At 63.3% G+C, this 21,931-nt stretch carries 18 protein-coding genes and 1 tRNA gene; 4 read left to right on the top strand and 15 right to left on the bottom strand.

Features of this window, described 5'->3' with window-relative positions; all coding sequences use genetic code 11:
- Positions 1 to 366 carry a nuclear transport factor 2 family protein gene (locus H0274_RS06730; RefSeq protein ID WP_226794140.1) on the top strand — a complete coding sequence of 122 codons (366 nt, stop codon included), beginning with the start codon at positions 1 to 3 and terminating at the stop codon, positions 364 to 366.
- A 55-nt stretch (positions 367 to 421) separates the two neighbouring features.
- Here H0274_RS06730 and H0274_RS06725 read toward each other — a convergent pair whose 3' ends face one another.
- The 8 genes from H0274_RS06725 to infA all read right to left on the bottom strand — a co-directional run bounded on the left by H0274_RS06725 (position 422) and on the right by infA (position 6,666).
- Positions 422 to 910, bottom strand: coding sequence for a nuclear transport factor 2 family protein (locus tag H0274_RS06725; protein ID WP_226794139.1), 489 nt, complete (start codon positions 908 to 910; stop codon positions 422 to 424).
- Between the two features lie 81 nt (positions 911 to 991).
- Positions 992 to 1,483, bottom strand: a complete 492-nt coding sequence (locus H0274_RS06720; protein WP_226794138.1) for an asparaginase domain-containing protein — start codon at positions 1,481 to 1,483, stop codon at positions 992 to 994.
- 180 nt (positions 1,484 to 1,663) lie between these two features.
- Positions 1,664 to 4,237 carry a G8 domain-containing protein gene (locus H0274_RS06715; protein ID WP_226794137.1) on the bottom strand — a complete coding sequence of 858 codons (2,574 nt, stop codon included), beginning with the start codon at positions 4,235 to 4,237 and terminating at the stop codon, positions 1,664 to 1,666.
- A 248-nt stretch (positions 4,238 to 4,485) separates the two neighbouring features.
- Positions 4,486 to 4,561, bottom strand: a tRNA-Phe gene (locus tag H0274_RS06710).
- Positions 4,562 to 4,665: 104 nt separating this feature from the next.
- Positions 4,666 to 4,842, bottom strand: a complete 177-nt coding sequence (locus H0274_RS06705; RefSeq protein WP_226794136.1) for a DNA gyrase inhibitor YacG — start codon at positions 4,840 to 4,842, stop codon at positions 4,666 to 4,668.
- A complete protein-coding gene (locus H0274_RS06700; RefSeq protein ID WP_226794135.1) occupies positions 4,839 to 5,813 on the bottom strand; it encodes a ribonuclease E/G in 975 nt (324 codons plus the stop codon). Before H0274_RS06700 ends, H0274_RS06705 begins: the two co-directional genes overlap by 4 nt.
- Complete coding sequence (locus H0274_RS06695) at positions 5,806 to 6,411, bottom strand: Maf family protein (protein WP_226794134.1); 606 nt, start codon at positions 6,409 to 6,411, stop codon at positions 5,806 to 5,808. The genes H0274_RS06700 and H0274_RS06695 overlap by 8 nt, the downstream gene beginning before the upstream one ends.
- 9 nt (positions 6,412 to 6,420) lie before the next feature.
- Positions 6,421 to 6,666, bottom strand: a complete 246-nt coding sequence (gene infA, locus H0274_RS06690; protein ID WP_021689091.1) for a translation initiation factor IF-1 — start codon at positions 6,664 to 6,666, stop codon at positions 6,421 to 6,423.
- A gap of 244 nt (positions 6,667 to 6,910) precedes the next feature.
- On the opposite strand from infA, the gene H0274_RS06685 reads away from it, so the two are divergent.
- The 3 genes from H0274_RS06685 (at position 6,911) to H0274_RS06675 (ending at position 12,850) form a co-directional block, all read left to right on the top strand.
- The gene (locus H0274_RS06685; protein WP_226794133.1) at positions 6,911 to 9,958 is read left to right on the top strand and encodes a TonB-dependent receptor plug domain-containing protein; all 3,048 of its coding nucleotides are present in this window, start codon (positions 6,911 to 6,913) and stop codon (positions 9,956 to 9,958) included.
- A gap of 281 nt (positions 9,959 to 10,239) precedes the next feature.
- Positions 10,240 to 12,180: an excinuclease ABC subunit UvrC gene (gene uvrC, locus H0274_RS06680; protein ID WP_226794132.1), complete on the top strand. Its 1,941-nt coding sequence runs from the start codon at positions 10,240 to 10,242 to the stop codon at positions 12,178 to 12,180.
- 13 nt (positions 12,181 to 12,193) lie between these two features.
- Entirely contained in the window at positions 12,194 to 12,850 is a 657-nt protein-coding gene (locus H0274_RS06675) for a 5-formyltetrahydrofolate cyclo-ligase (RefSeq protein ID WP_226794131.1), read from the top strand.
- Here the strand turns inward: H0274_RS06675 and H0274_RS06670 are convergent, their stop codons facing one another.
- The 7 genes from H0274_RS06670 to H0274_RS06640 all read right to left on the bottom strand — a co-directional run bounded on the left by H0274_RS06670 (position 12,851) and on the right by H0274_RS06640 (position 21,750).
- A complete protein-coding gene (locus tag H0274_RS06670; RefSeq protein WP_226794466.1) occupies positions 12,851 to 13,723 on the bottom strand; it encodes a sigma-70 family RNA polymerase sigma factor in 873 nt (290 codons plus the stop codon). It lies immediately after the preceding gene.
- Positions 13,724 to 13,728: 5 nt separating this feature from the next.
- Entirely contained in the window at positions 13,729 to 14,178 is a 450-nt protein-coding gene (locus H0274_RS06665; protein WP_226794130.1) for a carboxymuconolactone decarboxylase family protein, read from the bottom strand.
- Between the two features lie 79 nt (positions 14,179 to 14,257).
- Positions 14,258 to 16,357: a TonB-dependent receptor plug domain-containing protein gene (locus H0274_RS06660; RefSeq protein WP_226794129.1), complete on the bottom strand. Its 2,100-nt coding sequence runs from the start codon at positions 16,355 to 16,357 to the stop codon at positions 14,258 to 14,260.
- A 148-nt stretch (positions 16,358 to 16,505) separates the two neighbouring features.
- Positions 16,506 to 17,411, bottom strand: a complete 906-nt coding sequence (locus H0274_RS06655; RefSeq protein WP_226794128.1) for an acyl-CoA thioesterase — start codon at positions 17,409 to 17,411, stop codon at positions 16,506 to 16,508.
- A 35-nt stretch (positions 17,412 to 17,446) separates the two neighbouring features.
- Positions 17,447 to 18,313 carry a cupin-like domain-containing protein gene (locus H0274_RS06650; RefSeq protein WP_226794127.1) on the bottom strand — a complete coding sequence of 289 codons (867 nt, stop codon included), beginning with the start codon at positions 18,311 to 18,313 and terminating at the stop codon, positions 17,447 to 17,449.
- Positions 18,310 to 19,452, bottom strand: a complete 1,143-nt coding sequence (locus H0274_RS06645; RefSeq protein WP_226794126.1) for a GNAT family N-acetyltransferase — start codon at positions 19,450 to 19,452, stop codon at positions 18,310 to 18,312. Before H0274_RS06645 ends, H0274_RS06650 begins: the two co-directional genes overlap by 4 nt.
- Before the next feature lie 204 nt (positions 19,453 to 19,656).
- Positions 19,657 to 21,750 (bottom strand): sodium-translocating pyrophosphatase, encoded by a 2,094-nt coding sequence (locus H0274_RS06640; RefSeq protein WP_226794125.1) that lies wholly within the window; start codon positions 21,748 to 21,750, stop codon positions 19,657 to 19,659.
- Positions 21,751 to 21,931: the final 181 nt, after the last annotated feature.

Genomic DNA, 21,931 nt, shown 5'->3' with positions numbered 1-21,931 from the left:
ATGAGTGGCCTTGACGATCCCGTAGAATTTGCCCGGCGCTGGACTGCCGCATGGAACGCACACGATGTGGAAGCAGTGCTGCGCCTGTTCCATGACGATGTTGTGTTCACTTCCCCGCTTGCCGCGCGGGTAGTGCCCGATAGCGGCGGTGTGATCCGGGGTAAGGACGCCCTGCGCGATTACTGGACCGCCGCCCTTGCGGAGCGACCGGGCCTGCAATTCGAGCTGACCGGCATTCAGGCCGGGATCGACAGTCTGCTGATCGTGTTCCGACACCCTGGCGGGCCGGAGCGGGTGGATGTGCTGCGCCTGCGCGATGGCCTCGCCTTTGAAGGGCACGGCACTTACCCGGTGCCGCTGGACTGAACTCGGGAACCCCTGTGCTTGCGGGGATGCCCGAGGTTCCCTCATGCGGAGACGCCTATTCCGCAGCCCTGACAGGCGGCGTGCCCCACGCGCGGTCTTCGCCTACCCAGGGCACGTTGCCTTCGATCCACAGATCGACATCGACGCTCTTGAAGCGCCATTCGCCGTCTGCCTCCTTGGCGGCCAGCGTGTCCCAGGTGCCCATGCCGAAGACGCGGTTTTCATGAGTGACCACATCGTGCTGCAGGATTGACCAGAACGCCTTGATGCGCACCCCGTTCTGGCCTTCCGGGCTCATCAGCACGGCGCTGAAACGATGCTGGCGGCCGAGGTAATGATTGGGCCGGTCATACCAGAGCGAATCCGTCGCGCGTTTCAGGCCGTCACGCCCCACGCATTTGCCCTGCGGCCAGTGGGCCAGCCAGCCATCTTCGGCAAAGGTAGCGGCATATCCATCGAAATCGCCGGTATCCAGCGCCCAGCAATAGCGGGCCATCAATTCCTCGATCTCCACGCGGTCTTCCAGCGGGACTTTCAGTTTCATCGCGGCTCTCCCCAATATTCTCAATTTGCCGGGATGCTGCGCGCGGGAAAGGTGATTGGCAAGTGGAACTCCGGGGGTGGCTTACTGCGCCACGAATGTGCCTCGTTCGCGATCCTTGCGGACATTCAGGCCATCGAAAACCGTGCCGTTCATCGTGATGTAGATCCCCGGGGCGGCGGCCTGCACCGTGGCGAATGCCATGCCCAGATTGAATGCGGCGTCGCTCTCCGCAAATCGCGCCGGGGCAAGGGCTCCGACCAGCACGATGGTCTTGCCTTCAATCCCGGCGAGCGCCTGTGCGGTCTGCGCCATGGTGTCCGTGCCATGCGTGATGACGATCCGGCTTTCCGCCGCATCTTCCACCGCAGCGCGAATCTGGCCGCGATCCTGATCTGTCAGTTCCAGGCTGTCTTTGCGCATGAGGGAAGCGATGCGGTAAGGCGCAGCGACCCTGGCGATTTCCAGCATTCGCCCGATCATGCTGTCGCTGATCTGATATTCGCTCAGCGCGTCGAAATATTGCTTGTCGATCGTTCCGCCAGTGGTGAGCACGAGGATGGGCAAGGGCATCATTGAATGGGGAACTCCGGTCCGGCTTGGCGGGCCATGGGATCGGCCACAAACCGATGCAGCGCAAGCAAGAGGCTTGGCATCGTTACCTGAAAAAGATCGCGCTGTTATCTGTCCCTTCGATATCGGAACTATCGTGGAGGCCGGAAAGCCCCCGGCGCGCAGCCGGGGGCTTTCATTCCGTCAGCCGCCGAGGCCTTCCCTGGCAACCTCGATAGTGGCCTGTGCCGTGAGATTGCCGACCTTTTCGATGACAGGCCCCTTATGGGCCGCGTCTTCAACCACGAGCTTGACCCACAATGTGTCGCCATCCTGGAAATAGGACGTCCGGTTCGCGGCGCGCAGGGCGGCAAGGCTGCTTTCCTGCGTTCCGGCTGCGGCGGTGGAGAAGCCGGGAAGCTCGAAGATCACGAAGGAACCCTGGTCCATTTCCCGCAGGGAGAGCGCCAGAGTGTCCCTGGCCGTCTCGACCCGCAGTTCAGCGCCGCTGCCCAGCGTCGTTTCCCCGATATATTCGGAACGCTTGCCATGACGCTGGAGGATGATCGGGTTGGTGATGGGCCCGGTCTGGAAGCCGTTGAAGTCTCCGGAGATACTGAAGCGTCCGATGTCACCCTTGCAGATGGCCGCGCCCCAGCTCGCCTTGATCTCGCAGGCTTCTTCATCCGAAGCGATGCCATTGTCGATGACGATAGTGGCACCCGCAGTGCCGGTGACCGAGCCGTCAAGATCGCGGAACGCCGCGCTCTTATAGGCAGCGCTGCGCCCGTAATCCGACGCCCAGCGACGCTGGATCGGCGGGAAGCTGACCGGCTTGGCATTGACGAATTTCAGGCCCTTTACCGAATTTTCGGTGCTCATGCCGAAGCTGGTGAACAACAGATAGGACAGGGCCCCCGCATCGCGATGGTCATTGGCCTGGTAGTTCACGAAAGTGGTGTTTTCCACCTCGTGGTGGAAATCGTAATATTCATAGCCACGGATCGGGAAATCCGCCGCAGCGGCAGGCAGGCTGCGGCCATAGGCGATTTCTTCGGGGGTGGTAGGGTTGCCGATATTATCGCTCTCGCCCACGAACAGCGAGTCCACGACCCGTGAGGTGTAGGGCGCAATGCCGGGCATGGCGACCGCATGGGTGAAGCCAATGGCGTTATCGGCCAGTTTCAGATTGGTGTAGAGGTGATACTCGCCTCTCCCCCAGATGGCGCCGTTGCGGTTCTTGTAACCGGTGAAATTGTCGAAGACCGACACAACCACGCCGCTGTTGGTATCGGCGGGATCGGCATAGGCAATCAGGTTGGGGCCCGCGATGCCGAATGTGCCATCGGGCTTGGGGCCACGGTCCAGCATGAAGCCGTCGAAATTGGAATGGGCGGTATTGCCGCTGAACTCCCGCAATTTAGTCCGCCCCGGCCAGGTCTTCTTGCTGATCTCCGTGCCCTCAAACTGGCCGGTCGGATGCTGCGGGAATGCCATCCAGAAGCCGATCTGGTCGGAACCTGCCGCCACATTGTCCCTGTAGATGTTGTCGGGGTTGGTGATCCAGAAAGTGGAAACAGTATTGTCCGAAGGGATCAGCACATGCTTGGCCTTCTGGCCAGCCGTGCCCTGATGGGCCAGGGTCAGGTTGGTCGGTTCGCAGGGCAGGGTGGGATGGCACTTGGTCTGGATGCCCAGATTGCGGACGAACTGATTACCCGTTTCGATCCCGTCTTCCATGAAGAAGCAGTGACCCACCGTGTTGAAGGTCACGTTGTTTTCCACCTGCAGATTATTGGTGCCATGCACCGTCACGCAGCGGCTGAAAGTGTCATGGATGGCGGAGTTGCGGATATACTGGCCCTTGCCTTCGCCGATGAGGTGCCAGTGGATCGGATAGCGGGCCAGATGCATGTGCTGGCCCATGCGGTTCAGCTCGATGCCGGAAACATACATTTTGGACCCGGCCATCGCCATGATGTGACCGCCGAAATAGGATTTTTCCGCATCGTCCGAAGCCTGGATGCGGATGTTGCGCGTCAGCAGGCCCACTTCGCCGCGCTCGTCCACGCCGAAGGTAATCTCGCCGAAGTGCATATATTCCAGTGGCTTGTCGAGCGTGAGGGCGTTGCCCTTGATGGCAGTGATGTGGCGCCGTTCCGCCTGGCGCGGATTGAAGTCGGTTGAGGCCAGAACGATCTCGTCGCCCACGCGCCAGCTTCTGGCATCCAGCACTTCGATCTGGCTGCTGCCGGCCTTTGCCGTCCGGGCGAGCTTGGTCCAGCTGTTTTCCCGGTCGCCGTGGAGATTCAGCGTTCCGCTCAAGATCATGATCCCGCGATCGCCCATCGTATTGATGTTTTCTTCGGGGACGTTGTCGGTCAGCGTGATCGTCGCCTTGCGCGTGTGCGGCTTGGCTTCGGTGCCGATTTCCAGCTCACCGCCGGGCATGTAGATCCATTCGGTCTTCAGCTCGAGATCGCGTTCGTCCGAGAAGCGGAGCTTGCCGCTCACGGTCAGGCTGCGCAATGCGGGCGGGCTGACGTCGAGGAGAACGTCCATGTCGCGGGCAATCGTGACGGCATCGCCTTCCTGCGGAACCTTACCCTCGGGCCAAGAGGCGGGATCGGACCACCGCAGCGATCTGATCGTTTTGGGAGCCGCTTCCACTTCCATGGCGGCATGGTTGTGCTCCTGCGCGGCGACACCGGACCCGGTGCCGAGCAGAAGAGACGGTAAAAGCAAGAAAACCTGGAGCAGGCGAGACTGCTTGGCCATGACATTCATCCCCTCAAGCGGAATTTTCCGCCATCTTTTTGTGTTCGGCAAAAAGCATGCACTGGATGAACCGATTTGCCAAGACTTTCTCTTGGAATGTGTTGCGAGGCGGGTTTGTGAGAGATCGGCCCTTCCAAAGGCATAATGCCAATATGGGGTCAGGCGACCATTTCCCCGTTGGCCGAATCGGGAGGGACGATGACCGCAGCTTGCACAAGTGCGTCAATAGACGGTGGCGATCTGGGAAGTGGTGCCCGGGGACGGAATCGAACCGCCGACACCATGATTTTCAGTCATGTGCTCTACCAACTGAGCTACCCGGGCTTCGCTGCGGCAACGGTCATCAGATGACCGGCGAGCGGTTGGAGAGCGCGCCTATGGCGAAGGGACGGCGGCTTGGCAAGAGCCAGAATCCCCTTTTTTGAAATTCATTCTTCCCGGGCAATGTCTTCCGGGTCAACAGGCGGGCCGGGCAGGGCGTAGCCATCGTTCAGCCAGCGCGCGAGATCGCGGTCGCGGCAGCGGGCTGAGCAGAAGGGGGCGAATTCCTTGACCTGCGGCTTGCGGCAGATCGGGCAGGGTTTATGTCTTGCTGCGTCGCTCATAATGGCACCGCCTGCGCGAAGCCCGCTTCCAAGGCAAGGGCGGGATCGCCTTCCACCCGGATTTCACGCCCGGTACGGCGCGCCAGCTCGGCCAGCCATTCTGCCTTCAACTGCGCCCGGACCGCAGGATGGCAGGTGAGGAGCAGGGCGCCGGGTTCCATCACGCCTTCCGCCCGGCGGAGCAAGCGGCGCGCGGCAAGCCCCGTGCGGTTGCGCGCGGCGCGCTGGAGGAGCGAAGGGTGGGTAAGACGCGCGACGAGCTGGACGAAGCCGAAGCCATTCATCGCCGTGCGCTCATGCGGCCATGGGGCAAGTGCAGCGCCCAGCGCCTCGTCCACCGCGCGCCGGTCGGCCTTGGCTTCCAATGTCGGAAAATCCACGCCGACCGAGCCGCCGATGTCGAACCTGCGCAAGGCGGCGGCAATGGCGGGCACTGCTGCAAGGGCGAGGCGGGCAGGGGGCAAGGTGCCGTCCACATCGATCAGGGTCATGGCCGGTGTGGGGCTGAGCAGCAGCGATCCGCCGGAGAATGCGATCTCCCGCGAAAACGCCTCGTCCAGCAGTTCGTCCCATTCTTCCGTGGGGAAGCGGCGGAGGATGCGGACAGAGTGCCCTTCCTGCGTCAACGCCTCCGCCAGAGTGGGGGCTGGCCGGGGGGCATCTTCTGTCGGGCGGGCCTGGGCGAGCTTCGTGCGGCCAACCTCGCCAATCGCCGCGCGAGTGACGATCAGGCGGATCGCGGTGCCTTCGCTGGCGGATTTTGGCAGGCGATCAACCAGCGCTTCCTCGCCATTGGCGAAACGGGCCGTGCCGCGCGAGCTGCCTGCGGCGCGGGCAATGAGCCGGGCATCTTCCACCTGCCCCGCGGCGAGCGAACCGGGCCAGTCGATGCGGGCGGCGGCGATGGCATCGCCTTCGATCAGGATCGCGCGAGTCTCGCCGATCCCTTCTTCCACCAGCCATTCAGCCAAGAGCGAAGCCTGCGGATTTGAGGAGCGCGCGGGTTTCGAACAAGGGCAGGCCCATCACGCCGGAATGGCTGCCGCTGATCCAGGCGATCAGCCCTTCGGCGGCGCCCTGTATGGCGTATCCGCCAGCCTTGCCGTGCCATTCGCCGCCCGCGACATAGGCTTCGATTTCCTCGGCCGAGAGAGATTTGAAGCGGACCACGGTTTCGCTCAGCCTTTCCTGCAGGGTGCCGTCGGGCGCGAGGAGCGCAACGGCGGAGAGCACGCGGTGGCGACGACCGGACAGCAGATGCAGGCATGTGCGGGCTGTGCCCTCGTCCTCCGCCTTGGGCAGGATGCGGCGCCCACAGGCCACTACGGTGTCGCCGGAAAGGATGAAGCCGGCCTGTTCGCCTTCTTCCAGCATCTGGCGAGAGGCGAGCGCCTTTTCCCGCGCCATGCGCAGGGCATAGGCGCGCGGCAGTTCTGCCCGGTGCGGGGTTTCGTCAATATCGGAGGCGCGGATCGCGGCGGGCACAATTCCCAGCCGCGCGAGCAATTCGCGGCGGCGGGGACTGGCGGATGCGAGGATCAGCGTCGGGGAAGGGCGGGGCGCGCTCACGCGCCGGCCTTATTGCGGGCCGGGGCCGCCGCGGCCGGGCATGAAGCGATAGGTGATGCGGCCCTTCGTCAGATCGTAGGGCGTCAGTTCAACCAGCACTTCGTCCCCCACCAGCACGCGGATGCGGTTCTTGCGCATCTTGCCGGCAGTGTGACCGAGGATTTCATGGCCGTTTTCGAGCTCCACCCGGAACATCGCGTTAGGCAGAAGTTCCACCACCTTGCCGCGCATTTCGAGGAGTTCTTCTTTAGCCATATGTGTTCAGTTTCCGGATTGAGATTTTCATATGGCGCGCGCAATAGCGGGCGAAGGGGAAAAAGGAAAGCCCGCGGCGCACACTGTGTCGGATGTGGTGGCTTCCCGCGTTTGATCTGCGTTTTATCGGCGGTCATCCGGCATTAATCGAGTTGCGACGATTTGTTACGAAACGCGGCTTGAGGGTGATGCGTTACCCCAGCATTAGACGCCCTGCACCTCAACGAAAAAGACAAAGTCAACGATGACCCTGAACCGCGCCCTCCTGCTGTCGGCCATATCCGGCCTTGCCGTTGTTTCGGCTGTTCCCGCCCATGCGCAGCAGCAACCCGCTGCCGTTTCGCAAGACCCTGCCGATACGGCTGATGACGCCAGTGGCGAGGATAACGAGATTGTCGTGGTGGCGGAAAGCCTGCGGGGCCAGGTGCAGGTGGCCCAGCCGCCGATCCAGGTGCTCGACGAGACGGATATCGCCGCTTACGGCGCCAGTTCGATCGCGGATCTGGTCGCGGCCCTGGCGCCGCAGACCGGTTCCGGTCGCGGCCGCTCCTCCGGGCCGCCGGTATTCCTGGTGAACGGCATGCGCGTTTCCAGCTTCCGCGAAATGCGCTCCTTCCCGCCAGAGGCGATCCAGAAGGTGGAAATCCTGCCCGAGGAAGTGGCCCAGAAATACGGCTTTTCCGCCGACCAGCGGCTGATCAACTTCATCCTGAAGAACAATTTTTCCAGCCGCGAACTGGAAGGCGAATATAGCCAGCCCGGCGCGGGTGGCACTTCCAGCAAGCAGGTGGAGGCGACCTATCTCCAGATCGCCGGGCCCAGCCGCTTCAACGTGAACGCCCAGTGGGACGATACCAGCCTGCTGACCGAGGCGGAGCGTGGCTTGCCGCAATCCGTCGTGTCGGGCGTGGGGACCGATCCCAATCCCGCCAATTACCGCAGCCTGGTGGCCGACAGCTCCGATCTGGAACTGACCGGCAATGTCACCACGCGGCTGGGCGACAATGGCAGCTCGCTGTCGCTCAATGGCACTTATGAGCGGGGTCGCACCCGCAGCCTTTCCGGCCTGAACACGGTGACGCTGACCGATCCGGACAATCCGGATGTCAGCCTGCTGCGCACCTATGGCGAGGACGATCCGCTCGCCCGGCGCGGACGGACGGAGACGATCTCTGTCGGCAGCACGCTGAATGCGCCGCTGGGCGACTGGCAGCTGACCGGAACTTTGGATGCCAGCCGCGCGCGCAGCACCACGGAGATTGACCGCTATGCGGACCCAAGCGTGCTGCAGGATGCGGTGGCAGATGGATCGCTGGCCTATGACGGCCCGCTGCCCTCCACCGCCGATGCGGGCTTCGACATTGCCAAGACGGTAAGCGATTCCGCCAGCTCGCTGGTGACGGTAATGGGCTCGCCCCTGTTCCTTCCGGCCGGTGACGTCACTCTGACGCTGGATGCTGGCTACAAGTGGAACCGGGTGCAGAGCCAGGATACCCGTAATCCGGGCATGGAAACCAGCCTGACGCGCGGGGATCTTTCCGCCGGGTTCAATCTGGGCGTGCCGCTGACCAGCCGCCGGGACGATGTGCTGAGCGCGCTGGGCGACATCAGCCTGAACTTCACCGCGGGTATCGATCACCTTTCCGATTTCGGCACGCTGACCGACTGGACGGCGGGCATCACCTGGGGGATCACCGAGACGCTGAACCTGCAGGCCAGCTACATCACCCGCGATGCCGCGCCCGGCCTCAGCCAGCTCAACAGCCCCGAAATCGTGACGCTGAATGTCCCGACCTATGATCTGGCGCGCGGCGAAACCGTGCTGGCCAGCATCATCAGCGGCGGCAATCCCAATCTGACCAAGGAAAAGCAGCGCGACATTCGCATCGGCGCCTTCTGGGACCTGCCTTTCCTTGAACGTTCCAACATCTCGGTCGAATATTTCCGCAACAATTCCTCGGATGTCAGCGCCTCCTTCCCACTGCTGACCCCGGCGATCGAAGCGGCATTCCCCGACCGGATCACGCGCGACATGACGGGGCGCCTGGTCTCGATCGACCAGCGCCCGGTGACCTTCGACAGCCAGAAATCCTCACGCCTGCGCTTCGGCCTCAACCTGTCCGGTTCGCTGGGCAAGGCCAATCCGAATGCCAATGCGGGCGGCAACAGCCCCTTTGCCATGGCGCGCAATGCGGCCGGTGGCGGGCGCGGCGGGCAGGCTGCCGGGGATCAAGCTCCGCCCCCGGCGAATGGCGCGGCCCAAGGCGGCGTGGCCGGCCCGGGTGGCGGCGGCTTCGATCCGGCGCGCTTCGCGGAACTACGCCAGAAACTGTGTGTCGATGGCGGGGAGCCTGACATTTCCGCCATGCCGGAGCGCATGAAGCAGAATGTCCTGAAGCCCGACGGCACGATCGATCAGGAAAAACTCGCTCAGGCCAAGCAGCGCATTTGCAGCAACGATGGCCCGCAGGGCAACTTTGACCCGGCGCGCTTTGCCGAAATACGCCAGCGTTTCTGCGCGACGGACAGCAAGGAAGTGCCGGACCTCTCCGCCCTGCCGGAACCGCTACAGGCCAATTTGCGCGGCGCGGACGGCAATCTGGACCCGGAGAAGTTCGCGCAGTTCAAGCAGCGCATCTGCAGCAGCAACGGGCCGGGTGCCGGTGGCCAGAGCGGGCAGGGTGGCGGTTTCGCCGGTCCTCCGCCGGGTGGCCCGGCAGGCGGGCCCCCGCCTGCGGGGGCGGGCGCCGGTGGGCCTCCTCCGGGTGGTCCGGGCGGCTTCCGCGGGCCGGGCGGTGGCGGCGATGGCCGGGGCCGGTGGTTCCTGAACCTGAACTACACGCTGGAACTCGAAAACGAGGTGCAGATCGCCGAAGGCCTGCCCGTGCTCGATCTGCTGGATGGCGATGCCCTGTCGGGCAGCGGTGTGGTGCGGCATTCGGCGCAGCTGGTGGGCGGCTTGTTCTATCGCGGCTTCGGCATGCGCTATTCGGCCAGCTATTCCGGCCCCAGCCGGATCGACGGCACTGGCCTGCCGGGCAGCACCGATCTGCATTTCGGCAGTCTTGCGAAGCTGGACCTGCGCGTCTTTGCCGATCTTGGCCAGCAGCCCGGCCTGACCAATTCCGTGCCCTTCCTGAAGGGCAGCCGGATTTCGCTGGGCGTGGACAATGTGTTCGATTCCTATCGCACAGTCACCGATTCCACTGGCAATGTGCCGCTGCGCTATCAGCCGGGCTTCCTCGATCCGCAGGGTCGCAGCTTCTCGATCGAATTCCGCAAAATGTTCTGATCGGCCGCTCCCTTCGGGGAGGCGTTTCCGCCAGCAGACAGGGGGCCGTCGCCATGGGGCGTGCGGCCCCTTTGCTTTTCATTTTCCTACCGGGCAGCCACTTGCCATAAGCGGCCTATGACCATTCCGTTGCCTTCCTGCCTGCATCTTTCGGCCCCGGTTCCGGCCCTTTCCGGGGGAGGGATGAAGTCGGCGCTCTGTACCCTGTCAACCTTGTCAACTTCGACCGATTTCCGCGCCTTTGCGGTTCCCTTTTCCGACCGCTTTCCTATCTGGCCAGCATGAGCAAGACCCCCGCCGGCACTCCCCATGATCCCCGAGGCGCCGAACGCTTCAACGAGGAGCGGGCGACCTACACGATGCGTTCCGCCCAGCCGGATATAGAGGCGGGCGTGGCCGCCATCCGCGCCGTGGTGAAGGTGCTCAAGCCCAAGCCGGGCGTTTACCGGATGCTCGATGCGCGGGGCGATGTGCTTTATGTGGGCAAGGCCCGCGCGCTGAAGAACCGCGTTTCCAATTACACGCAGGTGGAACGGCTGACGAACCGGCTGCGGCGCATGGTCAGCCAGACGCGCAGCATGGAAATCGTCACCACCAATAGCGAGGCCGAAGCGCTGCTGCTGGAAACCCAGCTGATCAAGCGCTTCCGTCCGCCTTACAATGTGCTGCTGCGGGACGATAAGAGCTTCCCCTTCATCCTGCTGCGTGCGGATCACGATTACCCCCGCATCACGAAGCATCGCGGCGCGCGCAAGGCCAAGGGCAATTATTACGGGCCTTTCGCCAGCGCCGGTTCCGTGAATTCCACAATTAATGCGTTGCAGAAACTGTTCCTGCTAAGGTCCTGCACGGACAGCTTTTTTGCCCGGCGGGACCGGCCTTGTCTGCTCTTTCAGATCAAGCGCTGCTCGGCGCCCTGCGTGGGCCGGATCGACGAGGCGGGCTATGGCGAATTGGTGCGGCAGGCCAAGGATTTCCTCGGGGGCCGTTCCACTGCCGTGCAGCAGGAAATCCAGCAACAGATGGAAGCCTCGGCAGAGGCGCTGGACTTCGAGCGGGCGGCGATGTTGCGGGACCGGTTGCGCGCCGCCACTGCCATTCAGGGCAGCCAGGCGATCAATGCCGCGGGCATTGCCGAGGCCGATGTCTTCGCCATGGCGGTGAAGGGCGGGCATGTGGCGGTGCAGGCCTTCTTCATTCGCGGCGGCCAGAACTGGGGCCACCGGGCCTTCTTCCCCGCCCATACCGACGGGGTGGAGGAAGATGCCATTCTGGCAGGCGTAATCGCCCAATTCTACGAGGAAGTGCCGCCGCCGCGCCTCGTGCTGGTGGACCGCGAGATGGAGAGCGGGGAATTGCTGGCCGAGGCTCTGGCCAGCGCCAGCGGACACAGGGTTGAAATCTCCATTCCCCAGCGCGGCGACCGGCGGCGGCTGATCGAACAGGCATCGCGCAACGCCGTGGAGGCGCTGGACCGGCGCATGGCCGAAAGCAGCACCACGGCAAAAATCCTGCGCGAAATGGCCGATTTCCTTGAACTGCCCGAGCCGCCCGAGCGGATCGAAGTCTATGATAACAGCCATATCCAGGGCACCAAGGCCGTGGGCGCAATGGTGGTGGCCGGGCCGGAAGGCTTCATCAAGAACCAGTATCGCAAGTTCAACATCAAGTCCGCCCAGACCGATGACGATTACGGCATGATGCGCGAAGTGATGACCCGTCGCTTTTCCCGCGCGCAGGAAGAAGATCCGGATCGGGATGGCGATAATTGGCCGGACCTCGTTCTGATCGATGGCGGCAAGGGCCAGATGAGCGTGGTGAAAGACGCGCTGGAGGAACTGGGGATCGAGGACGTGCCCCTGATCGCCATTGCCAAGGGGCCGCATCACGGGCGTGAGGGGCGCGAAGTGTTTCACTTCCCCGATGGGCGGGAAAAGATGCTGCCGGTGAATTCGCCGCTGCTGTTCTATCTCCAGCGGCTGCGGGACGAGGTTCACCGCTATGTCATCGGCGCCCATCGCGCCAAGCGCAGCCGGGCGATTACCGCTTCGCCGCTGGATGAAATCCCCGGTATCGGCCCGGCAAGAAAACGCGCCTTGCTGCTGCACTTCGGAACCGCCAGCAAGGTGCGGGCGGCCTCGCTGGAGGATCTGCAGCGGGCACCCGGCGTCAGCGCCGCCGTGGCGCAGACGATCTATGATTTCTATCACCCGAGAGGGTGAAGGGAGGTTCAGGATGGCCGATGAGGAACAACGCGAGCTGGCATCGTCGCCCTGTTCGCTGGGTGAGGTCGATCCCGCTTTTGCCGGGCTGGACGGGCCGGGCGATCTCAACGGCTGGCGCAAGACCCAGCGCGAGCGGTTGATCGGCCTGCGCATGGCGATCCCCGCGACAGAGCGGACCGAACTGGGCGAGCGCGTGGCCGCCCGTCTGGAAGAATTGATCGGCGATCCGGCAGGGCTGGTGGTCAGCGCCTATTGGCCGTTCCGGGGCGAGCCGGACCTCAAGCCGATGCTGGCCCGGCTGCGGGAGAAGGGCGCGATCACGGCCCTGCCGGTTGTGGTGAAGAAGGCGCACCCGCTGGTGTTCCGCCAGTGGCAATCGGGCGACCGGCTGGAGCGGGGCGTGTGGAACATCCCCATTCCCGCAGATGGCGCAGAAGTGGTGCCCGATATCGCGATTGCCCCGGTCGTGGGCTATGATCCGCAATGCTACCGCCTCGGCTATGGCGGCGGGTTCTTCGACCGGACTCTGGCTGCGCTCCTGCCGCACAAGCCGCGCCTGTTCGGCGTGGGCTATAGCGTGCAGGCGATCCCCACGATCTATCCGCAATCCTATGACATACCGATGGATGCGGTGGTGACGGAGGAAGGAGTCTTGCGGCCCGCCTGATCAGTTCAACCGGGCCTTGAGGCCTTGCAGCTTGTCCGGATTGCGCATCACATAGATCGCCCGGATGCGGCCTTGCTCAACCAGCAGGGCAGTGGTCTGGATTTCTCCGTCGCTTTCCTGCGTCACGAAGCCGGGCAACCCGTTGATGAAGCCATATTGGATCACTCTGGCTTCTGGCTGGCCGGTGGGGCGCAGCCCTGTGAGGCGGGCAATGGCGGCCAGCGCGCGGGAGACGATGTCGCACCCGCGCAGCACACGCGCCACGGCAGGGCGCTTGCCCCCGCCATCGGCATAAAAGCTTACCTGATCTGCCAGCAGGCTGCTGAGTGCTGCCGTGTTCCCGCTGCGGGATGCGGCGAAGAAGGCTTCCGCGATCCGGCGGCCTTCATCGCGCTGCACGGGGAAGCGCGCCCGCTCCGCCTGCACATTGCGCCGCGCCCGCGTGGCGAGCTGGCGGCAGGCGGCGGCATCGCGGCCGAGCGACCCGGCAATGCTCTCGAAGCTCTCCCCGAACACATCGTGCAGCAGGAAGGCCGCGCGTTCGAGCGGGGAAAGCCGCTCCAGCGCGAGCATCAGGGGCAGGGTGACATCGTCCTCCGGCTCCTCGTCCAGCACGGGTTCGGGCAGCCATGGCCCCGAATATTCCTCGCGCCGGGCACGGGCGGAATTGAGCTGGTCGAGACACAGGCGCGTAACGACGCGGCGCAGGAAAGCGGCGGGCACTTCCACCGCGTCCCTTTCAGCCCGCGCCCAGCGCAGCCAGGCTTCCTGCACCATATCCTCCGCATCGGCCATGGAGCCGAGCATCCGATAGGCGACGCGCAGCAGCATCGGCCGGTGCTGCTCGAACGCCGCCGCCGCATGTTCGGGCATGGTGCTCACCAGCCCAGCTTCGGGTCGAACATGTCGAAGCCCACTGCCAGCCGGTTCCAGCCATTGATGACGATGATCGCCATGGTCAGCTGCACCTGCTCTTCCTTGTCGAAATGGGCATCGAGCCCGGCATAGACCTCATCAGGGGCGCGCCGCTTGGCAATCTGGGTGATGTGATCCGTCCAGGCGAGGGCGGCGCGCTCGCGATCTGTATAGCATGGCGCATCCTGCCACGCAGCGATCAAGTGGAGCCGCTGGTCCGTCTCCCCCGCCTTGCGGGCATCGGAGGTGTGCATGTTCAGGCAATTGGCGCAGCCATTGATCTGGGATGCGCGGATTTTCACGAGTTCGAGCAGGCTGTGCTCAAGCCCGCTTTCCGCAACGCGGGTGGAGAAGCGGAAGAAATCTTCCATTGCCTTGGGTGCGGCGGCAAAGGGTTGGGGGCGGCTGCTCATCGCTGTGTCCTTTCTCGTTGGAGACAGCGATGTGACGATGCAGCCACCCCTCAATGTGACATGACCTTGGGAAAAATCCTCAATAGCTCGCGCGAGCGGTGAGGAAGAAGCTGCGGCCGGGTTCGGGGAAACCGTCCACCAGCGTATAATTGTCGTCAAACAGGTTGCGCACCCCGGCACCGAGCGTCACCCCGTCGATCACTTCGTAATCGACACGCAGATTGGCCTGAACATAGGCGCCGGTCTTGTAATAGAGCGTGCCTGCGGTGTTCACCGTCCAACGGTCCGACGCCACTTCCACCGAAGGCAGGATGCTCAGTCCGGTGAGTGGCTGCCATTCGGCCCAGGCGAAGGCCTTGTGAGTAGGCACGCCGGTTGCCTCGAAAGCGGGGATCGAAGGATCGGTGAAGTCTCGCTGCGTCCAGGTATAATTGGCGCCGAGGGTCAGCGTGGCGGAAGCCTGCACGCTCACTGCCAGTTCCGCACCGTAATACTCGCCCTTGCCGACATTGCGGCTCTGGCTGACGGCATTGTTGGAGCAGACCGGCGGCGTGGCATTGTCGCAGGTCTGATAGATGTAGGGGAAGGAAACGATGGCGTCGTCCAGCCAGGAATAGAAGGCCGCGCCTTCCAGCCTGACGGCGCCGAAGCTCTTCGATCCGCCCAGTTCGAGATTGGTTGCGCGTTCGCTCTTCAGATCCGGATTCGAGGTCGCACCGCCGAAGCGCGAGCTGAAACGCTCGAAGATGGTCGGGAAGCGGGTGCGCGAACTGAGCGAGAGGTGCAGGGCGGTATCCGCATCCGGCGTCCAGTCCACGCGGCCCTGCGCATTCCACGCATCGGCATCGGCCAGCGGATAGCTGAACAAAGTGCCGCCGTTGCGCGTGCCGTTGAGAGTGAATTCCTCCGCCGTATAGAGCTTGCGCCAATCATAGCTGAAGCCGCCCGTCACGCTGAGCGAGGGGCTGATCTGCAGGCGATCCTCGATGGCGATGCTGAACGTATCTTCGTCATCGGCCTGCGGAGGCTCGATATAGCCGGTCGGGAAATACTGCGAATATTCGCTGTGTTCGTCGCGGCGATAATGGAAGGCAAGGCCCAGCCGGTTGCTTTCGGTTGTGTAGTCGAGCTGGACGGTGCCGCCATAGGCCTTGTCCTCGTACCAGCTGTTGAACACCTTGCCTGCCGTCAGCGTCTGGCTGTTCTGGTTGCGATTGTCGAAGCCGCGCAGAAGGTTGTCGAAGCTGTTGTGATAGAGCTTCGTCTTCAGTGTCAGATTGTCGCTGAGGGCCGTGGTGGAGAGGAAATAGAAGCTCTCGATATTCCAGTAGGGCCAGCTCCAGTAACGCTGGCTGCCGAGCGAATCCGAGATATGCAGCGGCGCGTTCTTCGATCCTTCCTGCCTTGTGTAGCTGATGGAATATTCATCACTCGCATTGGGGGTGAAGCCGATCTTGGCGTTTACGCGCCAGTCTTCGGTGCGGCTGAAATCGCGCTCGCCGCCATCCTCCGTTGCGGTTGGCGTGAAGTCTTTCGGCAGGTCCCAATGGTCACGGAAAGTGCGGGCATAACTCGCCTGCGCGTACCACTGGTCTTGTCTGGTGCCGAGCAGGGCGAAGGCGCTGTAGCCGGCGTAATCCGCGTCCCGGTCAAGCTCCAGCGTGCCGCGCGCTTCCACTTCCAGTTCCTTGGTGGGCTTGCGGGTGACGAGGTTGATCGCGCCGCCCATCGCGCCCGGCCCGTCGAGCACCGAGGCATAGCCTTTCGCGACCTGGATTTCGGATACGTCGGGCGTCAGGAAGCGGCCGTAATCCAGCCGGTTATCGGCAGGAAGATAGACGCGGATGCCGTCGATGGAGAGGGGAACCTGAAACCGGTCAAACCCGCGTACATAGATCAGCCGTTCATTGCGCGATCCGCCGCTGTTGGAGGCTGCGACGCCCGGCATGAGATTGACCGCATCGTCGAGATGATTGCGGTTGAAGGCTTCGATTGCCTCCGCCGTCATGGTTTCGCCGGTCACCGCAATGCCTTCCGGCTTTGCGCTGGTGACCACGATCTGGCCAAGGGTGAAGGTGTTGTCAGCTTGTTCGGCCGCTTCCTCGGCATGGGCCGTAACAGGGGCCGCCACGGGCAGGCAGGCGATCAGGCAGGCCGAAGCCAGCAGGCGCAGTTTCATTTTCCGCTATTCCCTCATTGCAAAAACGCCCTCCGCTCCATGGCGAAGGGCTGTATATGACGGAATATCGTATGCTATGTTTCAAGGAATATAGCAAGGGGCGCGCGGAGTGCTTTCGTGCCATTTGCGTTGTAGAAGCGAGTGGAGCCTAAGGCTTCGGCGCGCGTTCGATGGGCCGGATCATGCCTTCTTGCGCGGTGGAGGCCACCAGACGGCCGTCCCGGCTGAAGATCTGGCCGCGCGTAAAGCCGCGCGATCCGCCGGCCCACGGGCTGTCCGTGACATAGAGCAGCCATTCATCCGCGCGGAAGGGTTCATGGAACCAGATCGCATGATCGAGGCTGGCTGCCTTTATCTCCCCGCGATACCAGTTGACGCCGTGCGGGCGAGTGCTGGTGGCCAGCAGGTGCATGTCGCTGGCATAGGCCAGCACGGCGCGATGGACGCGCGGATCGTCGGGAAGTTCAGCCACGGTGCGGAACCAGATATGGCTGAGCGGTTCGCACTTCTGGGGGAACATCCAGTCGCGCGGTTCCACCGAACGGCTGTCGATCGGCCAGGGCTGCAACAGGCGGTCGCGATAGAAATTGGGTAACAGATCCGCGATCTCGCGGCGCAGTTCCGCGTCGGACTTCAGTTCTTCCGGGCCAGGAACGTCCGGCATCTGCTGATATTGATGTTCCAGCCCCTGCTGAGTGACCTGGAAAGACGCGGTGAGGTTGAGGATCGGCTGGCCTTGCTGGCTGGCCACCACTCTGCGGTTCGAGAAGCTTCCGCCATCGAAATCCCGCATCACCTGATAGTCGATGGGATAATCCTCGCTGCCGCCCCGCAGAAAATAGCAGTGGAGCGAATGGCAGTGGCGATTATCGTCCACCGTGCGTTCGGCCGCGCCGAGCGCCTGGGCAATCGCCTGGCCGCCGAAGACACGGCCGATGCCGCCCTTCTTTTTCCGGCCAAGAAAACGGTCATCGCCCCCGCGCGGCTCCAGGTCCAGCAGCAGAACCAGTTCGGCAACGAGGGCTTCGGGCGTGGGATTTACGTTGGTTGCCATTTGCAACCCTGTATGGGCGGCGTGCCCCCTGCCAGTCAACGCGCCTTCAGCACTTTGCGGTACAGGCGCCATCCGATTGCCTTTGCGGTGTTGCGTTGCGGCCACCGGCCCGGCGCTCTCGGCCTCAGGCCGATCCGGCGGAGCAGGGCGTTGAAGGCGCGGGCGTCGGCTTCCTCATAGCTCCATTCGGAACGCCATGTGATCGACAGGGAAATGGCAGGCGCGGGGCCGACCTTGACCCAATGCGGGGCCATTACCGGCACGAACAGCGCATCGCCGGGGGCGAGCTGGAATTCCATCCCGCCCGCAGCGAGGCGTTCCGCCCATTCAAGTTCCCGCGCGCCGCCGGTGTGATAGGTTTCGTGCACCCGGTCGGGAGCATATTCGGGATCGCCCGCAGGAAATTGCACCATCACCTTCGTCCCGACGAGCTGCATCAGGATGTTGTGCTCGGGGTCGAAATGATAGGGAGTGACCGCATTGGGCGAGGAGATGAAGATGAAGCCCTGCGTCTTCATCATCTTGCCGGTCTTGGCCTCGATGGCCGGTTTCAGCTCGGCCAGCAGCGCGGCCAGCAGATCGGCATAGGCCGGGCTCTGTTCGATATTCTTGAGGACGGCCCAACTATTGGTCTCGTCAATCCGGCGGATCGTATCTCCGATGGAAAGGCCGGTGGGATCGGGTTTTCCGTCGATCCCGATAGGCAGGTCGCCGCGATTATATTCCACTGAACTTGCCGGCAGGCTCTCGCCGAGTGCAGCCAGTGCGTCCAGCGCCAGCAGGGGGTTGGCTGGCAGATTGTGGCGCAACTTGTGCGGCTGTTCGGGATAGGCGCCTGCGAAAATCGAGCGCGCTTCTTCGTCAAAGACCGGGGCGGGGTGCGTTGGCAGGGCGGGCTTCATTCAAGCTCTCCGGGAAGTTTGCGCGTTTCGGCCAGGGCGATTGCATGAAAAAGAATACGCCGGGCGATGCCGCCAATGCCGATATTGACCCGGCCGATTGCGCGGCGTTCACGCCAGAAATGATCGATCATCGGATGATCGGCACTGGCGCAGCTATCGCACCATGCAATGTCATCGCGATCCAGCAAGGCGAGGTTCTCCCGCTGGAGCAGTACTCCGGGAGAATATCGGGCAAAGCGCTCGTCGAAAGCCGTCTTGAAGGAGAAGGCGCCGGGCGGGGCGAGGAAATTGGCCAGCATGGCGATCGGGGCCCCGTCGAGGCTGAGGGAGAGGCGTTCGAGCCGCCCGCGCCATGCCGCGCCCGGTAGGGCCGCCCGGAAAAGGTGCGCGGTAGCTTCCGCCCGCGCGAGGGCATGGCCTGTGCTGCCTTTCCAGCCGGAAGCTTCCAGTCGCAGGAAATCTTCCACCCATTGATCGACGCCGACGGCATCGCAGCTTCGTTCGAACTTCAGTTCGCCCAGCTCGGCAAGGCGGCTGTATTGGCGGCGCAGCTCCTTGCGTTTCTTGCCGGTGAGCGCCGTTTCCAGATAGCTGTCGGGCGAAAGGCCGGAACACAGCAGGGCGCGCTCTTCCCTATGAACCAATGCGGCTGGCCGCTTCTGCTCTGCCAGAACGGCCTTGAGAGCATGATGGACCGGGCTTTCGAGCGGTATCTGCGGCATGTGGAGGAACAAGGTGCCTCCGGCATTGCGGTCCGCCCATTCCAGCACGGCGCGCCAGAAGGCACGCTCCATGCCCTTGGCGACCAGAGGCAAGCCCAGGAAGCAGTTGCCGTGAATCCAGGTGCCCCATTGCGGCAGGTAATGCCGGTAATAGCGGCTCTCGCGCAGGATGGGGAACAGCCCGGCAAGAGTGCCTTCCACTTCCACGCAGAGCAGTTTCACGCGACCATCGGGGTCCAGCGTTTCCAGCGCGGGAAGAAGATACCAGCTTTCAAAGAAGGGATTGGGGCTGGATGCCCATTGCGCCAGAGCATCCCAGCGCAGCACAGCCTCCACGCTCGCCATCGCATGCCAGTCCACCGCCTGCGCATGGACGGTGGGCGCGCGGACAGGCCCGCTGTCTTGCAGGGATTGCAAATCCGATTTCTGGAATGAACTGCCTTCCAAGCCGTTAACCTTTGTGGGCTCTCCAATGATGGGCCGAGTGCCGCGCCTAGCGCCTGAAGGCAAAGGAAGCATTAAGCGAATATTGGGCCTGCCATAATGGGGCACTCACAAAGCAAAGGCCCCGCCCGGATTGCGCCGGGCGGGGCCTGCATTGGCCGGAAAGGCCGGTCAGGGTCAGGCTGCCAGAGCGGCCAGAAGCAGCAGCGCCACGATATTGGTGATCTTGATCATGGGGTTCACTGCCGGACCGGCCGTGTCCTTGTAGGGATCGCCCACCGTGTCGCCCGTCACCGCGGCCTTGTGGGCTTCGCTGCCCTTGCCGCCGTGATGGCCATCCTCGATATATTTCTTGGCATTGTCCCAGGCACCGCCGCCCGAGGTCATGGAAAGGGCCACGAACAGCCCGCCCACGATCACGCCCAGCAGCAGGGCACCCAGAGCGGCAAAGCCGTTCTGCTGGCCCGCCACCAGAGTGATGACGAAATAGACGGCGATGGGCGCCAGCACCGGCAGCAGCGAGGGGATGATCATTTCCTTGATCGCCGCCTTGGTGACGAGATCCACCGTCCGTGCGTAATCGGGCTTGGATGTGCCGGCCATGATGCCCGGATCGGCGGCGAACTGATTGCGCACATCCTTCACCACATCGCCTGCCGCGCGGCCCACCGCAGTCATGCCCATTGCCCCGAACAGATAGGGCAGCAGCGCACCAAGCAGGAGGCCGACGATGACATAGGGGTTCTCCAGACTGAAATTGACAGTCAGTTCGGGGAAGAACTCTTTCAGATCGGTGGTGTAGGCGGCGAACAGCACCAGCGCGGCTAGGCCTGCCGAACCGATGGCATAGCCCTTGGTCACGGCCTTGGTGGTGTTGCCCACGGCATCGAGCAGGTCGGTCTTCTCGCGCACGCTGTCATCCAGACCGGCCATTTCGGCAATGCCGCCGGCATTGTCGGTAACCGGGCCATAGGCGTCGAGAGCGACGACCATTCCCGCCAGCGCCAGCATGGCCGTGGCGCCATAGGCGATGCCTATCAGCCCGGCGAGCTGATAGGCGATGATGATGCCCGCCACGATGACGATGGTGGGCAGGGCGGTCGCTTCCAGACTCACCGCAAGGCCCTGGATCACGTTGGTCCCGTGCCCGGTTTCCGAAGCCTTGGCGATGGAGCGGACGGGGCGGAAATTCGTGCCGGTGTAATATTCGGTGATCCAGATGATCAGGCCCGTGATGACGAGGCCGAGCAGCGAACAATAGAACAGCGCGCGGCCGTTGAAGTCCGTTCCCGGAAGCGTCGCCTCCATGCCGCCCAGCGCCGTTGAAGTCGCCCACCAGATGGCGGGAATGGCCAGCACTGCCGAGACGAGGAAGCCCTTGTACATGGCGCCCATCACATTGTTCGAACCGCCGAGGCGCACGAAATAGGTGCCGATGATCGAGGTCACGATGCATACCCCGCCGATCAGCAGGGGCAGGGCCATCAGGTTGGGCAACATGGTGCCCACGCCCTTCAGCAGAAGCGCGGTCAGTACCATGGTTGCGCCGACGGTGACGACATAGGTTTCGAACAGGTCGGCGGCCATGCCGGCACAGTCACCCACATTGTCGCCCACATTATCCGCGATTACGGCAGGGTTGCGGGGGTCGTCCTCGGGAATGCCCGCCTCCACCTTGCCCACCAGATCGGCGCCGACATCGGCAGCCTTGGTGAAGATGCCGCCGCCAAGCCGTGCGAAGATGGAAATCAGCGAGGCGCCGAAGGCAAGGGCGACAAGGCCGTCCACCACGGTGCGGTCTTCACCGCCAACGGTGAAGCCTGCGATGTCGGTGAGATACCAATAGAACACCGCGATGGCGAGGAGGGCAAGGCCCGCTACCAGCAGGCCGGTGATCGCGCCCGCGCGGAAGGCCAGCGTCAGCCCGCTTTGCAGGCTCTGCTGGGCCGCGGCGGCGGTGCGGACATTGGCGCGCACCGAAATGTTCATTCCGATGAAGCCGGCAACGCCCGACAGAATGGCTCCGATCACGAAACCACTGGCGGAAATCGCACCCAGCGTGGCGGCGATGATCACGGCCACAACCACACCGACGATGGCGATCGTGGTATATTGCCGCTTCAAGTAGGCCTGGGCACCTTCTTGAATAGCTGCAGAAATTTGCTGCATTTTTTCATTACCGGCGCTCGCACCGAGCACCTGGCGGCTGGTGACGAAACCGTAAACGATCGCCAACAGCCCCAATATGATTGAAATAGTAATGAGGTTCACGAGACCCTCTCCCCCTCTGCAAAGAATTGCGGAACGCGCGGCACCTTCTTTTTATTTTGAGGGGCTCGCGCCAATTACGATGGCTATAGCTGCATCATGGGGTGCGCAAGCCCTAAAACCCGCATTTCCCCTTGGGTTAGGCCCCGATCGCCGCTCTGCGGGTGCTGCCGGGGGTGGGGCC

Origin of the sequence: Fulverythrobacter ferritrahens (genome assembly GCF_020539485.1) — a bacterium.
In the GTDB taxonomy this organism is placed as follows: domain Bacteria; phylum Pseudomonadota; class Alphaproteobacteria; order Sphingomonadales; family Sphingomonadaceae; genus Andeanibacterium; species Andeanibacterium ferritrahens.
Note: the sequence above shows the minus strand (reverse complement) of the source record. Positions and strands in the feature narration are given on the sequence as shown.

What these genes read in the sequence shown, in the direction of transcription:
- H0274_RS06655 (WP_226794128.1), bottom strand. Translation starts at nt 17,411, where the DNA reads ATGGCAACCAACGTAAATCCCACGCCCGAAGCCCTCGTTGCCGAACTG.
- H0274_RS06675 (WP_226794131.1), top strand. Translation starts at nt 12,194, where the DNA reads ATGGCCGATGAGGAACAACGCGAGCTGGCATCGTCGCCCTGTTCGCTG.
- H0274_RS06705 (WP_226794136.1), bottom strand. Translation starts at nt 4,842, where the DNA reads ATGAGCGACGCAGCAAGACATAAACCCTGCCCGATCTGCCGCAAGCCG.
- H0274_RS06660 (WP_226794129.1), bottom strand. Translation starts at nt 16,357, where the DNA reads ATGAAACTGCGCCTGCTGGCTTCGGCCTGCCTGATCGCCTGCCTGCCC.
- infA (WP_021689091.1), bottom strand. Translation starts at nt 6,666, where the DNA reads ATGGCTAAAGAAGAACTCCTCGAAATGCGCGGCAAGGTGGTGGAACTT.
- H0274_RS06665 (WP_226794130.1), bottom strand. Translation starts at nt 14,178, where the DNA reads ATGAGCAGCCGCCCCCAACCCTTTGCCGCCGCACCCAAGGCAATGGAA.
- H0274_RS06725 (WP_226794139.1), bottom strand. Translation starts at nt 910, where the DNA reads ATGAAACTGAAAGTCCCGCTGGAAGACCGCGTGGAGATCGAGGAATTG.
- uvrC (WP_226794132.1), top strand. Translation starts at nt 10,240, where the DNA reads ATGAGCAAGACCCCCGCCGGCACTCCCCATGATCCCCGAGGCGCCGAA.
- H0274_RS06720 (WP_226794138.1), bottom strand. Translation starts at nt 1,483, where the DNA reads ATGATGCCCTTGCCCATCCTCGTGCTCACCACTGGCGGAACGATCGAC.
- H0274_RS06670 (WP_226794466.1), bottom strand. Translation starts at nt 13,723, where the DNA reads ATGCCCGAACATGCGGCGGCGGCGTTCGAGCAGCACCGGCCGATGCTG.
- H0274_RS06650 (WP_226794127.1), bottom strand. Translation starts at nt 18,313, where the DNA reads ATGAAGCCCGCCCTGCCAACGCACCCCGCCCCGGTCTTTGACGAAGAA.
- H0274_RS06685 (WP_226794133.1), top strand. Translation starts at nt 6,911, where the DNA reads ATGACCCTGAACCGCGCCCTCCTGCTGTCGGCCATATCCGGCCTTGCC.
- H0274_RS06715 (WP_226794137.1), bottom strand. Translation starts at nt 4,237, where the DNA reads ATGGCCAAGCAGTCTCGCCTGCTCCAGGTTTTCTTGCTTTTACCGTCT.
- H0274_RS06730 (WP_226794140.1), top strand. Translation starts at nt 1, where the DNA reads ATGAGTGGCCTTGACGATCCCGTAGAATTTGCCCGGCGCTGGACTGCC.